Source organism: Streptomyces sp. SA15 (assembly GCF_002291145.1).
In the GTDB taxonomy this organism is placed as follows: Bacteria; Actinomycetota; Actinomycetes; order Streptomycetales; family Streptomycetaceae; genus Streptomyces.
The window spans coordinates 20,200-33,546 of the sequence record NZ_NTGE01000120.1 but is presented as its reverse complement, the minus strand read 5'-3'; the positions used below and the strand labels follow the sequence as shown (position 1 = coordinate 33,546).

Sequence of the window (13,347 nt, the reverse complement as noted above, 5' to 3'; positions counted from 1 at the left end):
GCCCCGCGCCCCTACTCGGCGTTGTCCGACTCAGCGATTCAGATACGAACGCCAGCTTTCGTACCCCGTGATGTCTTCGGCGTTCCCAAGTGCGCTCGGCTCGCACAGGAAGCCCGGCACGCTCGTGCCGTCCGCCAGTTCCACTCTGCCCAGCGTCATCGGGCGGGGCAGGGTCGTCAGCAGGCGGCCCAGGCCCTCCGCCGGTAGGCGCCAGACCTCCGTCTCTATCGCCGCCCCGCCCCCGCCGACGTGGACCAGGCCCGGCTTCGGCGGGTCGGTCTTCAACGCGTGCAGACGGTAGACCGGGGCCGTCGTGGTCGTACGGTCGAGGCGGGCGCCCAAGGCGAGCAGCTGGGGGTTGAGCGGCTGGCCCGTCAGGTGTGCGCCCACCACCGCCAAGTGCGTCTCCGGCTGGAGCAGCGCGGCGATCCTGGCCAGGCGGTCGTCCGTGAATGCCGGGCCGATCAGCATCACGCCGAACGGCAGGCCGTTCACCTCGCCGGACGGGACGGCGACCGCGGCGAGGTCGAAGAGGTTGGTGGAGTTGGTGAAGCGGCCCAGGCGGGCGTTGGCGCCCAACGGGTCCGCGGCCACCTCGGCCAGGGTGGGGTGGCCGGGAGCGGTGGGCAGCAGCAGGGCGTCCGCGTCGGCCAGTTCGGCGAGGGCGCGGGTGCGCAGGGCGGCCAGCCGGTCGGTGTCGGCGTAGAGCTGGTGGGCCGGGATGTCACGGGCGCGGGTGATGATGCCGGCGACGGTGGGGTCGAGACTCGTGCCGCCCGCTTCTGCCTCTTTGTCGACAAAGGCACCCACCGCCGTGTAGCGCTCGGCGACGAACGCGCCCTCGTAGAGCATCGCCGCCGCCTCGGTGAAGGGCGTGAGGTCGAGGGCGCGGACGGAGGCGCCTGAAGCGATCAGCTGGGCCACCGCCGCCTCGTACGCCTGAGCCCATCCCTCGTCCAGTTCGCCGAGTTGTTCCCGCGCCGGGACCGCTACACGCCATGGGCCCGGTGCACGCTGGGGAAGCGGCGGGAGCTCCCGGTCGGGTGGGGACGCCATGTACGCCAGTGCCTGTTCGGCCTCCGGGAGGGTGCGGGCGAAGACCGTCACGCAGTCGAGGGAGGCGCAGGCCGGGACGACGCCCCTCGCGGGGACGAGGCCGCGGGTGGGCTTGAGGCCGACGATGCCGTTGAAGGCGGCCGGGACCCGGCCGGAGCCCGCCGTGTCGGTGCCCAGGGCGAGGTCGACGATGCCCAGTGCCACGGCGACGGCCGAGCCGGAGCTGGAGCCGCCGCTGATGCGGGAGGGGTCGTGGGCGTTCCGGACGGCGCCGTAGGGCGAGCGGGTGCCCACCAGGCCCGTCGCGAACTGGTCCAGGTTCGTGGTGCCCAGGACGATCGCCCCGGCGGCCCGGAGCCGGGCGACCACCGGCGCGTCGGCCTCGGGGTGGTAGGCGTACGACGGGCAGCCCGCGGTGGTGGGCAGGCCGGCCACGTCGATATTGCCCTTGGCGGCGAGCAGACGGCCCGCGAGGGGCAGGCGCTCGCCGGAGGACACGCGGGCGTCGATCGCGCGGGCCTCGGCCTCCACCTCGTGCTGCGGGCGCAGGTCGATCCAGATCTCGGGGCGGCCTGTGGCCTCGACGCGGGCGTAGGCGGCGCGGACTCGGGAGAGGGTGGGGGACATGCTGGACATCGGGGGTCCTCGACTTTCAGTTCGCGGCCGGGGCCAGGACGACCAGCGCCGTCCCTGCCTCCACCTGGTCGCCCGGCCTGGCCAGGATCTGAGCCACCACGCCGTCCATCGGCGCGTGCACCCTGGACTCCATCTTCATCGCCTCCAGCGCGAGCAGCGGCTGCCCGACCGTGACCTCGTCACCCGGCTCGACGTTCAACTGCCACACGGACGCGGCGAATTCGGCCTCGATCAGACGGCCGCCCGTGGGCACGGTCACCTCCGCCGGCGGAGCCGCCGGTGCGGCCACCGCCTCCGCGCGCGTGAACTCGCCCGCCGCCTGCCACGCGTCCCGCTCCGCCGCGAAGGCCGCCTGCTGCCGCGACCTGAACTCCGCGATCGACTCGGCGTTCTCAGCCAGGAAAGCCTGGTACTCGGCCAGTGAGAAGGTGCCCTCCTCGACGCGTGGCACGAAACGCCCGGAGGTGATGTCGGCGCGCAGATCGAGGAGTTCGTCCGCGTCCACCGGATACCACTTGATGCGGTCGAAGAAGCGCAGCAGCCAGGGTGAGCCCGGCTCGAACGCGCCGCGCTGCTGCCAGCCCGACCACACCTGGGTCGTACGGCCCACGAACTGGTAGCCGCCCGGGCCCTCCATGCCGTAGACGCACAGGTACGCCCCGCCGATGCCGACCGAGTTCTCGGCCGTCCAGGTGCGGGCCGGGTTGTACTTCGTCGTCACCAGGCGGTGGCGGGGGTCGAGAGGGGTGGCGACCGGGGCGCCCAGGTACACGTCACCCAGGCCCAGGACCAGATACTCCGCGTCGAAGACCGTGCGGTAGACGTCCTCGACCGAATCCAGGCCGTTGACGCGGCGGATGAACTCGATGTTCCACGGGCACCAGGGCGCGTCGTCGCGGACGCCCGCCATGTAGCGGGCGATCGCCTCGCGGGTCGCCGGGTCGTCCCAGGACAGGGGGAGGTGGACCGTGCGGGAGGGGACGACCAGTTCGTCGGACGGCGGGAGGGAAGCGGTGATCTGCCGTACGGCGGCGAGGAGTTCGTGCTGCGGCAGGCGGTGCGGGTCCGTGCGGATCTGGAGGGAGCGGATGCCGGGAGTCAGGTCGGTGATCCCGTCCGGGCCGTCCTCGGCCACCGCCTCCATCAGCGCGTGGACACGCATGCGCAGGGCCAGGTCGAGTTGCATCGGGCCGAACTCGACCAGCAGGTTGTCGTCGCCGCTGCGGCGGTACGTCACGTCGCCGTCCCGGGCGAGGATGCCGCCGTCCACGATGGTGGGCCGCCGTCCGCCCGCCACGTCGACCGGCACGAAGCGCACCGTGTCCCCCGGGCGCAGCTGGCCCAGCTTCCAGCGCTCGCTGCTGAGGACCGTCGCCGGGCACACGAACCCGCCGAGCGACGGGCCGTCCGGGCCGAGCAGCACCGGCATGTCGCCGGTGTAGTCGACGGCTCCGACGGAGTACGGGGTGTCGTGGATGTTGGACGGGTGCAGGCCCGCCTCGCCGCCGTCGGTGCGTGCCCAGCGCGGCCTGGGGCCGACGAGCCGTATGCCTGTCCGTGCGGAGTTGAAGTGGACCTTCCAGTCGGCGGCGTAGAAGTCGTGGATGTCGTCCTCGGTGAAGAACTCCGGTGCGGCGTGCGGGCCTTCGACGGCGCCGACGTGCCATACGGCAGTGAAATCAGGGCGGTCCTCGCAAGACACCGGCGTGCCCGCAACGACCGTCCCACCGTGCAGGACGTCCCCCGTGCGCAGCGCCCGCCCGCCGTGCCCGCCGAACCGGCCCAGCGTGAAGGTACTCGCGCTGCCCAGGAACGCCGGGACGTCGAGCCCTCCGGCGAAGAGCACGTACGTTCGCAGGCCGTGCTCAAGAGGCGCGCCGATCTCCAGTACGGCCCCCGCCGGCACCGTCACCGGCTCCCACCGCGCCACCGGCGCACCGTCCACGGTGACCGGAGCCGGCGCCCCCGTCACGCACACGGTCATGGCGTGGGTGAACTTCAAGGACGGCCCCTGGAGCGTGCACTCGAGCCCGGGCGCCCCCTCGTGGTTGCCGAGCGCCCGGTTGCCGAGCCGGAAGGACAGGTCGTCCATCGGGCCGCACGGCGGCACGCCGACCTGCCAGTAGCCGGTGCGGCCCGGCCAGTCCTGGACGGTGGTGAGGGTTCCGCCCGCGACGACCTCGATGCGCGGGGTCGGATCGCTCACGGAAGCGAGCGTCGCCGTGGAGTGCGCGGCCCGCGTGAAGTCCCGGTCCGCGAGCGCCGCCCGCACCAGGCCCAGGTTCGTCTCGATGCCGTCGACGCGCGTGCGGGCCAGCGCCTCGTCCAGTCGCGCGAGGGCGTGCGCTCGGTCCGGGCCGTACGCGACGACCTTCGCGAGCATGGGGTCGTACGACGTCGTCACCTCGGTGCCCGTCTCCACCCAGCCGTCCACGCGCACCCCCGGCGGGAACTCGACCCGCGTCAGCAGGCCCGCGCTGGGCCGGTGTTCGCGTGAGGGGTCCTCGGCGTAGAGGCGGGCCTCGACGGCGTGGCCGTGCGGTGCGGCCGGTTCGCGGACGACGTCCGTCTCACCGCGGGCCAGGCGGAGCATCCAGGCGACCAGATCGACGCCGTAGATCTCCTCGGTGACCGGGTGCTCGACCTGGAGACGGGTGTTGACCTCCAGGAAGTACGCCTCCTCGCGGGTGTCGTCGTAGACGAACTCGACGGTTCCGGCGGAGCGGTAGCCGACGGAGGCGCACAAGTCACGAGCGCTACGGGCGAGTTGCTCACGCACGTGGTCGGGCAGGCCCGGCGCGGGTGCCTCCTCCAGCACCTTCTGGTTGCGGCGCTGGAGGGAGCAGTCGCGGTCGCCGAAGGTGACGACCGTGCCGTCGCCGTCGCCGAAGACCTGCACCTCGACATGGCGGGCGTGTTCGACGAGTCGCTCCAGGAAGACGCCGGCGGAGGAGAAGGATGCGGCGGCGACGCGCTGCACCCGCTCCCAGGCCTGAGTCAGTTCGTCGGCGGAACGACATGCCGACATGCCGATACCGCCGCCTCCGCCGGTGGCCTTGAGCATGACCGGGTAGCCGATGACGGCTGCCTCGCAGAGAGCGTCCTCCACGGACGCCAGCAGCCCCGTCCCCGGTGCCAGCGGCACCCCCGCCGCCTCGGCCGCCGCCCGTGCCGTGTGCTTGGCGCCGAACAGGTCCAGCTGCTCGGGCGTGGGACCCACGAACACGATCCCGGCCTCCTCACACTGCCGTGCGAACGAAGCGTCCTCGGACAGGAAGCCGTAGCCGGGATGGATGGCGCCCGCGCCCGTGTCCTTGGCCGCCTTCAGCACGAGATCGGCGTCGAGGTACGACTCCTTCGCGGGCGCCGGGCCGAGGCGTACCGCCTGGTCGGCGAGCCGGACGTGGGGTGCGGAGCGGTCGGCGTCGGAGTACACGGCGACCGTCCTCAGGCCGAGCTCACGGGCCGTACGGATGATCCTGACCGCGATCTCGCCCCGGTTGGCGACCAGCAGCGTGTCGAAGGTCATGTGCCCGCCCCGGCGATCGTCGCCTCGTTGATCGTCATCTCCACCGCCGTCGGGTCGAAGCCGTTGCACGGGTTGTTGATCTGGGGGCAGTTGGAGACCAGGACCAGGACGTCCCGTTCGGCGCGGAGCGTGAGCGACAGTCCCGGCGCCGAAAGGCCGTCCACGATGCCGAGCGTGCCGTCCTTCTCGACGGGCACGTTCATGTACCAGTTGATGTTGGAGACCAGGTCGCGCTTGCCGAGGCCGTGCCGCGCGCCCTCGGCGAGGAAGTTGTCCACGCACGCGTGCTGCGACCACGTGTGGTGGCCGTAGCGGAGGGTGTTCGACTCCTTGGAGCAGGCGCCGCCGACCGTGTCGTGCCGGCCCACGTCGTCCGCGACGACCGTCATCAGGGGCGTGTGCTCGTTCGACAGCAGCACGCTGCCCGTGGTGAGGAAGATGTTTCCCTGCGCGTGGATCGTGTCCGGGGCGCTGTAGCGCACGGACGTGTCGTGGGCGTCGTAGACGAGGAAGTCGACGGCCTGGTTGCCGTGCAGATCGGTGATGGTGAGGGTCTCGCCGGCGCGGATCACTGACGACCAGGCGGCCCGGGCGGGAATGACGGACTTCATGAGAGCCCCCTCGCGGCAAGGAACTCGGCGGTGTTCAGGAAGGCGCGGCGGCCCTCGGGCGTGGCGTCCCACAGCGGGTCGCCGGGCCGGGTGGTCTCGGCGCGCCAGGCGAGCACCTCCAGCGGGGTGCTGACGTACTCGGGGCGCAGGTCGGCCGGGTGGGGCACGTTGGCGATGAGCACCGTGACGTCCTGTTCGGCGCGCAGGGTCACGCTGCCGCCGGGGCCGTTCGAGCCGGTGAAGTCGAGGGTGCCGTCCTCGCGGACCTCGACGCCCTGGAAGAAGGAGAGGGACGGCGGCAGGTCGCGCGGTGCGAGGCCGTTCTTCGCGGCGGCCAGCTTGAACAGCTCGCGCCCGGCGGGGGAGGGGCCCTGCGGTGTGCCGTCGCCGTACCGCTCGCTGTTGCGGACGAGGGTGGAGGTGCCGCACAGGGCGTCGTGCCGACCGGAGGTGTCGGCGACCACCGAGGCGAGCACCCGGCCCTGGTCGGACAGCAGCAGTCGGCTCTCGCCCAGGTAGGCGTTCCACTGCACCTTCACGGTGTCGGCGACGTTCAGCCGCTCCCAGGGCCGGTCGGCCGCGTACAGCAGCAGATGCGCGCAGGCGTCGCCGCGCAGGTCGGTCAGGCGCAGTTCGGTGCCGCGGGCCAGCACCCGGTGCGTGTAGTTGCCGCCCGCCACCGTCTCGGCCCACACCAGGTGCCCCGCCTCGCAGGGCGGGGCCGGCCAGTGCGCGGCCGGCACGACGGGCATGGCCTCGGTGTGCGTGCCCTCCTGGGCGCGCGCATGGTCGCGGGCCCCGTACGTGGTCTCTGTCGCCATACCGGCACCTCCGGCTCTCGGCTTATTTCTGTCGCTCGACAGAAATTAAGGGCGCGGTGGGTCGTGGTCGTTGCGGGCCGGTTGCCGGTCGATTGCCGGACCCTCACCAAGATCGCCGAATGGGGTGGTGTGCGAGGATCGAACACATGGGGACAGCGGATGGAGACCGGAGCCGGCGGGTCGGCAGACCGCGGGCCGCGCAGCGGCCGGACAGCGGTCTCGAGCCGCGCGAGGAACTCCTCGCGGCCGCCGCGGAGTTGTTCACCACCCTCGGCTACGCGGCCACCTCCACCCGCGCCGTCGCCGAGCGCGCAGGAATGCGCCAGGCGTCCATGTACCACTACGTCTCCGGCAAGGAGGAGCTGCTCGCCGAGCTCTTGGAGTCCACCGTCACACCCTCACTGGCGTACGCCCGTGAACTCCTCGCCGACGACATGACCCCGGCCGAGGACCGGCTGTGGGAGCTGTGCCGCGCCGACGTGGAGGTGCTGTGCGGCGGTCCGCACAACCTCGGCGTCCTGTACCTGCTGCCCGAGGTGCGCGCCGAGCGGTTCGCCGGCTTCCATGCCGTGCGGGCCGAACTCAAGGACGCCTACCGGCAGTTGCTCGCCGCGACGCGAGCCGGTGGCGCGCTCGCCAAGAGTGAGCTCGATCTGCGGACGGATCTGGTGTTCGGGCTGATCGAGGGAGTCATCCTCGTGCACCGCTCCGATCCGGAGCGGCCCGTGTCGGCATTCGCTGACGCGGCGGCGGACGCCGCTCTGCGCATTGCCGGGCTCTGAGCGGGGTAATGATCCAGAGCCCGATTCCGGGCTTCTTCACCCGTCACGGTGAGTGGTTTTCGTACGCCTGTGCTCCGTGACGCACCGTGTGCGACTGAACTCCGAGCGTGTAAATGGAGTCGAGCGTACTCCTGCCGCCGACCCCATTTCAGGCGCTTGCTGAATATGACACGGCGATGATCCGGTCGGACTAAGCTCGCCCGCAGCGCACCGAGTTGAGATGTATTCGTGCGTTTGTTCCCGAACATACCGAAGATCCCGACAGATCCATGACGTATCCCCCTGTAAGTCCCCCTGCAAGCTCCCCCGACTCCCAGCCGATTTGTTTCAGAGGGCCCACATGGTGAGTGTTCAATCCCCTCCAGGTCGCCGTGAACTTTCGTATGCGCGCGTGCTGTTGCTGCCCGGCATAGTGATGGCCGCGGCGACCGGGGCCGCCGTCGCCGTGGTGACGGAGCCGGCCCGGGTGGCTGTCGGCTGGTGCGGCGCCGTCGCCACGCTCCTGGTGATCGCGGCGGCAGCCGAGGCGGTGCGCCGCGGCCGCACCCTGCGGAAGGAACGGGCGGACCACGCCCGTCACACCGCTTATCTGGAACGGCGCATCGCCGCCCATGACGACGAGATGACCCGCCTCGCGAAGGAGATCGCGCCGACCGCGCTCACCTATCTGCGCGGTGGGCATTCCCCCAGAGAGGTGATTCTCCTACTCGGCGACATGGACCCCGCCTGGCGCGACCTCCCCGAAGCCCAGGTGTCGTTGATCAGGACGGTGCTCGACATCGTCGACCAGGAAGAGACGCTCCGTGACGCCACGCAGCGCTCCTTCGTCAACATCGCCCGGCGCGTCCAGGCGATCGTCCACCAGCAGGCCAATGAACTCCGCGAGATGGAGGAGGACCACGGCCGCAACCCCGAGGTCTTCGACGACCTGCTGCGCATCGACCACGGCACCGCGCTGATCGGCCGCCTCGCCGACTCCATCTCCGTCCTCGGCGGCGGCCGGCCGGGCCGCCAGTGGCCCGAGCCCGTCGCCCTGTACAGCGTGCTGCGCGGCGCCATGTCCCGGATCCTGGAGTTCGGGCGCATCGACCTGACCTCCATCGCCAAGGTCAACGTCAAGGGCACCGCCGTCGAGCCCGTCATCCACGCCGCGGCCGAACTCCTCGACAACGCCACCCGCTACTCGCCGCCGCAGACCAAGGTGCACGTCACCGCCACCGAGGTGCAGACCGGCGTCGCCATCGAGATCGAGGACTCCGGCGTCAGCCTCAGCGAAGAGGCCCGCGCCCGCGCCGAGGGCATGCTGGAGCGTGCCATGGCGGGCGTCGACCTGCAGGACATCGGCGAATCGCCGCGCCTGGGCCTGGCCGTCGTCGGTCGCCTCTGCCGTACGTACGACATGAAGGTCTCGCTGCGCGCCTCCGCGTACGGCGGCGTCCGGGCCGTCCTCGTCGTGCCGAGCGACATGCTCACCTCCGAGCCGGGTGTCGGACTCGCTCACGGCATCGGCGCCACGGCCCTGCCCACCCCCGAACCCGGCGCTCTCCCCGGTCCCAAGCGCAGGCCCAAGCTGCGCCGCCCCACCAGCCCCAAGTTCGTGACTCCGGTCTCCCTGGAGGACGACGTCCCCGAGGTCACCGAGTGGACGGCAAACGGCCTGCCGCAGCGCCGCAGCCGGGTCAAGACCTCGCTCACCCAGCGGTACGCCGAGCAGGCCGCCATCGAACAGGCCGAACGGGAGGGCCGGCCGACCATCTGGTCGACCGCCAAGCGCGAGCCCGAGCCCGAGCCGGAGCCCGAGGACAAGGCGCCCGAACCCCCACCGGGCCTGTGGGTCCAGGCGTTCTTCGACGGACTCAAGAACCCGAGCAAATACACCCAGCCGACCAACGAAGCGGCCCACGCCGAGGCCGACAACGAGGGGGACCTCAAGTGATCCAGCAGCGAGGCAACTTCGACTGGATGCTCACGGACCTCGCCAAAGGCGTACCGGGCATCCAGATGATCGTGGTGCTCTCCGCCGACGGCCTGCGCATCGCCCGCCACGGCGGCGACCCGGACACCGCCGACCGCGTCGCCGCGGCCTGCGCGGGCCTGCAGAGTTTGGCGAGCGCCGTCGCCCAGGAGATCCCGGGCAGCGACGGCGAGATGAAGATGGTCCTCATCGAGATCAACAGGGGCTACTTCTACCTGATGGCCGCGGGCCCCAACGCCTTTCTCGCGGTGCTTTCCGACGTGCGCGCCGAACCCGGCTTCATGAGCGCCCGCATGAGCGACCTGGTGGTCCGGATCGGCGCGCATCTGACCAGCCCGCCGAGGCGCAACGGGCAGAGCGTATGACTCCTCCGCAACGTCGGCGGCGCTACGCCAAGCAGGAACCGGAACCTCAGCCCCCACAGCAGGGACAGCAACCCCCGCGTGAGGAGGAGCAACCGCCCGAGGGCCAGAAGAAGAACCCCGAGCGGCTGTACGTGATCACCGGACCCGACGGCGTCGAGCGCACCGAACTCGACCTGGTCACGTTAGTCGTGGCGCACGCCGACCCCCCGCGCTCCGCCACGCCGGAGCAGGCGGCGCTGCTCAGGCTGTGCACGGCCCCCCTGTCCGTGGCCGAGCTGTCGGCCTATCTGAGCCTGCCGTTCAGCGTGGTGAGCGTCCTGGTCACCGAGCTGCTGACGGCCGAACTGGTGACGGCGCGCGCCCCGATCATCCGCCAGGCGCTGGCCGACCGTTCCCTCCTCGAAGCGGTGATGCATGGACTTCAAAAGCTCTGACACCATCCCGGGTCCCCGAACCGAGGACCAGCTTCCGCACACCGCCGAGGCCGCGGTGAAGATCGTCATCGTCGGCGGCTTCGGCGTCGGCAAGACGACCATGGTCGGCTCGGTCAGCGAGATCAAACCGCTGACCACCGAGGAGACCATGACGCAGGCCGGCGTCGGCGTCGACGACAACTACGGCTCCGAGTCCAAGACGGCCACCACCGTGGCGATGGACTTCGGCCGGATCAGCATCACCGACCAACTCGTGCTGTACCTCTTCGGCACCCCCGGGCAGGAGCGGTTCTGGTTCCTGTGGAACGGGCTGTTCGAGGGCGCGCTCGGCGCGGTCGTGCTGATCGACACCCGCCGGCTGGAGGTCAGCTTCGACGTGATGGGACGCCTCGAAGAGCGCGGCGTGCCGTTCGTCGTCGCCATCAACTCCTTCCCGGACGCGCCCCGTTACCCCATCGAGGAGCTGCGCACCGCACTCGACCTGAGCGAGGACATCCCCATCGTCGAGTGCGACGCGCGCCGCCGCGCCTCCAGCCGGGACACCCTGATGACCCTCATGCGCTTCCTGCACGGCCTCGCCATGACGGGCGCGCTGAGGTGACCGCCGCACCCCCTCCCGTTCCCACTCTTCCCCAGACACAGACACAGCCACACACAGACACCGGATCCACCGCGGAGCGACCACTGTGACGCCTGAATCCCACTCCCTGACCGGTACGGACCCCAGCTTCGGCCCGCCGCCCGGCTGTCCCGCCCACGGCCGCGGCCCCGGCGGACTGAACCGGCTCTACGGCCCCGAGGCGGAGGACCTCAGGTCCCTGTACGAGAAACTCCGGGAGGAACACGGCCCGGTGGCGCCCGTGCTGCTCCACGACGACGTGCCGATGTGGGCGGTGCTCGGCCACACCGAGAACCTGCACATGGTGCGCTCGCCCGGGCAGTTCTGCCGGGACAGCCGCATCTGGACGCCGCTCGTCGACGGCACGGTCAAGCCCGACCACCCGCTCATGCCGCACATCGCCTGGCAGCCCATCGCCTCGCACGCCGAGGGCGACGAGCACCTCAGGCTGCGCGGGGCGGTCACCGGCGCCATGTCGACCATCGACCACCGGGGCCTGCGCCGCCACATCAACCGGCACACCCAGCGCCTGGTCAACCGGTTCTGCGAAGAGGGTGCCGCCGACCTGGTCAGCCAGTTCGCCGAGCACCTGCCGATGGCCGTGATGTGCGAGATCCTCGGCATGCCCAACGAGTACAACGACCGGATCGTGCAGGCCGCCCGCGACATGCTCCGGGGTACCGATACCGCGATCGCCAGCAACGCCTACATCATGGAGGCCCTCGGCCGGCTCACCACCCGCCGCCGGGCCCGGCCCGAGGACGACTTCACCTCCCACCTCATCAACCACCCGGCGGGGCTCAGCGACGACGAGGTCAGGGAGCACCTGCGGGTCGTGCTGATCGCCGCGTACGAGGCCACCGCCAACCTCATCGCCAACGTGCTGCGCATGGTGCTCACCGACCCGCGCTTCCGCGCCCAGCTGAACGGCGGCCAGATGACGGTGCCGGAGGCGGTCGAGCAGTCGCTGTGGGACGAGCCGCCGTTCAGCGCGGTCCTCGGCTACTTCGCCAAGCAGGACACGGAGCTCGGCGGCCAGCGCATCCGCAAGGGCGACGGGCTGCTCCTCGGCATCGCGCCGGGCAACGTCGACCCGCGGGTGCGTCCCGACCTGTCCGCCCACATGCAGGGCAACCGCTCCCACCTGGCCTTCGGCGGCGGCCCGCACGAGTGCCCCGGCCAGGACATCGGCCGTGCCATCGCCGACACCGGCGTCGACGCCCTGCTGATGCGGCTGCCCGACGTCGAACTCGACTGCGACGAGGACGAGCTGACCTGGACGGAGTCGATCGCCTCCCGCCACCTGGTGGAACTGCCGGTCCGGTTCGCGCCGAAGCCACCGCAGGACGTGATGGCCAAGCCCGGGCTGACCGCGGTTCCGCCCCAGCGGCCCGCCTGGCAGATCGGCACCCACCAGCCGGAGCCGAAGCCGGCGCCCGCCTCGGTCGCGGAGCCCCAGCCGGCCGCCGCGCCGCCGCAGCCCGCGCCGACACCGGAACCGGCCCGGCCCCGGGGCGCCTGGCGGCGCTTCCTGCGCTGGTTGCGCGGTTACTGACCGGCGGCCCAGCCGTCGTACGACATCCACGCCCGAAGGACCCGACCGCTGCGGAACCGGTGCTCCGCCCCCGTGACCGGATCGGTGAACTCAAGGCTCCGCGCGAGCAGTTGGAGCGGACGCCCGAAGTCACCGGCCGGCACGGGGCCGGTCACCACCGGATAGAGCGGATCGCCGAGGATCGGCACGCCGAGCGCGTTCATGTGGACGCGCAGCTGATGGGTCTGCCCGGTGGCGGGCACCAGCCGGTACCGGCCGCGCCCGGCGTTCGCCACTGAGCGGTGCTCGACCAGCTCGACGCGGCTGACCGCGTTCGGCTCGCCCTCGACTTCCCGGGCGGCCAGCACTCCGCGCTCCTTCACGATCCGGCTGCGCACCGTCCGGGGCAGGGCGAGCGCGGGATCGTACGGCGCGACCGCCTCGTACTCCTTGCGCACCCGCCGGTCGCGGAACAGCGCCTGGTACGCCCCGCGCTCCTCGGGCCGTACGGTGAACAGCAGGAGCCCGGCGGTGAGCCGGTCGAGGCGGTGCGCCGCACTGAGCGTGGGCACGCCCAGCTCCCGGCGCAGTCGGGCCAGCGCGGTCTCGGTGATGTGACTGCCGCGCGGGGTGGTGGCCAGGAAGTGCGGCTTGTCGACGACGACGATGTGCTCGTCGCGATACACGACCTCCAGCGGGAACGGCACCCGCACCTCGTCCGGCAGCTCCCGATGGAACCACACGAACATCCCCGGCACGAACGCCGCGTCCGGCGCCACCGCCCGCCCGTCCGCCCCGACGACCTGCCCCGCGGCGAGCATCCGGTCGACGACCCCGTCACCCGCTCCGGACAGCCGCTCCACCAGATGCTCCCGTACGGTGGCCCACGCCCCCTCGACAGGAAGCCGCACGCGCACCGGATCCACCCCCTCGCGCTGCGGCAGGGGAGAGGGCGGGATCCGGGTCTTGCGTCTCATCACCCGCC

11 protein-coding genes are annotated in these 13,347 nt (G+C 71.6%); 6 read left to right on the top strand and 5 right to left on the bottom strand.

Annotation, left to right across the window (positions count from 1 at the left end; translation table 11 throughout):
- Window positions 1-30: 30 nt before the first annotated feature.
- From atzF to CLM62_RS27920, 4 genes are read right to left on the bottom strand one after another with little or no spacing between them, the layout of a single operon-like run.
- On the bottom strand, window positions 31-1,683 hold the full coding sequence (gene atzF / locus CLM62_RS27935; protein WP_095752763.1) for an allophanate hydrolase: 1,653 nt from the start codon (window positions 1,681-1,683) through the stop codon (window positions 31-33).
- A 25-nt stretch (window positions 1,684-1,708) separates the two neighbouring features.
- Window positions 1,709-5,221: a 5-oxoprolinase/urea amidolyase family protein gene (locus CLM62_RS27930; protein ID WP_095752673.1), complete on the bottom strand. Its 3,513-nt coding sequence runs from the start codon at window positions 5,219-5,221 to the stop codon at window positions 1,709-1,711.
- Window positions 5,218-5,832 (bottom strand): urea amidolyase associated protein UAAP2, encoded by a 615-nt coding sequence (locus CLM62_RS27925; protein ID WP_095752672.1) that lies wholly within the window; start codon window positions 5,830-5,832, stop codon window positions 5,218-5,220. The genes CLM62_RS27930 and CLM62_RS27925 overlap by 4 nt, the downstream gene beginning before the upstream one ends.
- Complete coding sequence (locus tag CLM62_RS27920) at window positions 5,829-6,653, bottom strand: urea amidolyase associated protein UAAP1 (RefSeq protein ID WP_095752671.1); 825 nt, start codon at window positions 6,651-6,653, stop codon at window positions 5,829-5,831. The genes CLM62_RS27925 and CLM62_RS27920 overlap by 4 nt, the downstream gene beginning before the upstream one ends.
- Before the next feature lie 146 nt (window positions 6,654-6,799).
- Between CLM62_RS27920 and CLM62_RS27915 the strand changes: the two genes are divergently transcribed.
- The 6 genes from CLM62_RS27915 (at window position 6,800) to CLM62_RS27890 (ending at window position 12,383) form a co-directional block, all read left to right on the top strand.
- Window positions 6,800-7,435, top strand: coding sequence for a TetR/AcrR family transcriptional regulator (locus tag CLM62_RS27915; RefSeq protein ID WP_095752670.1), 636 nt, complete (start codon window positions 6,800-6,802; stop codon window positions 7,433-7,435).
- A 340-nt stretch (window positions 7,436-7,775) separates the two neighbouring features.
- A complete protein-coding gene (locus CLM62_RS27910; protein ID WP_179382253.1) occupies window positions 7,776-9,371 on the top strand; it encodes a sensor histidine kinase in 1,596 nt (531 codons plus the stop codon).
- Window positions 9,368-9,775 (top strand): roadblock/LC7 domain-containing protein, encoded by a 408-nt coding sequence (locus CLM62_RS27905; RefSeq protein WP_095752668.1) that lies wholly within the window; start codon window positions 9,368-9,370, stop codon window positions 9,773-9,775. The genes CLM62_RS27910 and CLM62_RS27905 overlap by 4 nt, the downstream gene beginning before the upstream one ends.
- Window positions 9,772-10,209, top strand: coding sequence for a DUF742 domain-containing protein (locus CLM62_RS27900; RefSeq protein WP_095752667.1), 438 nt, complete (start codon window positions 9,772-9,774; stop codon window positions 10,207-10,209). Before CLM62_RS27905 ends, CLM62_RS27900 begins: the two co-directional genes overlap by 4 nt.
- Window positions 10,190-10,810 (top strand): ATP/GTP-binding protein, encoded by a 621-nt coding sequence (locus CLM62_RS27895; protein ID WP_095752666.1) that lies wholly within the window; start codon window positions 10,190-10,192, stop codon window positions 10,808-10,810. The genes CLM62_RS27900 and CLM62_RS27895 overlap by 20 nt, the downstream gene beginning before the upstream one ends.
- 85 nt (window positions 10,811-10,895) lie before the next feature.
- Window positions 10,896-12,383 carry a cytochrome P450 gene (locus CLM62_RS27890; protein WP_095752665.1) on the top strand — a complete coding sequence of 496 codons (1,488 nt, stop codon included), beginning with the start codon at window positions 10,896-10,898 and terminating at the stop codon, window positions 12,381-12,383.
- Here CLM62_RS27890 and CLM62_RS27885 read toward each other — a convergent pair.
- Complete coding sequence (locus tag CLM62_RS27885) at window positions 12,377-13,339, bottom strand: RluA family pseudouridine synthase (protein WP_095752664.1); 963 nt, start codon at window positions 13,337-13,339, stop codon at window positions 12,377-12,379. The two genes, CLM62_RS27890 and CLM62_RS27885, sit on opposite strands and share 7 nt — an antisense overlap.
- Between the last annotated feature and the right edge of the window lie 8 nt (window positions 13,340-13,347).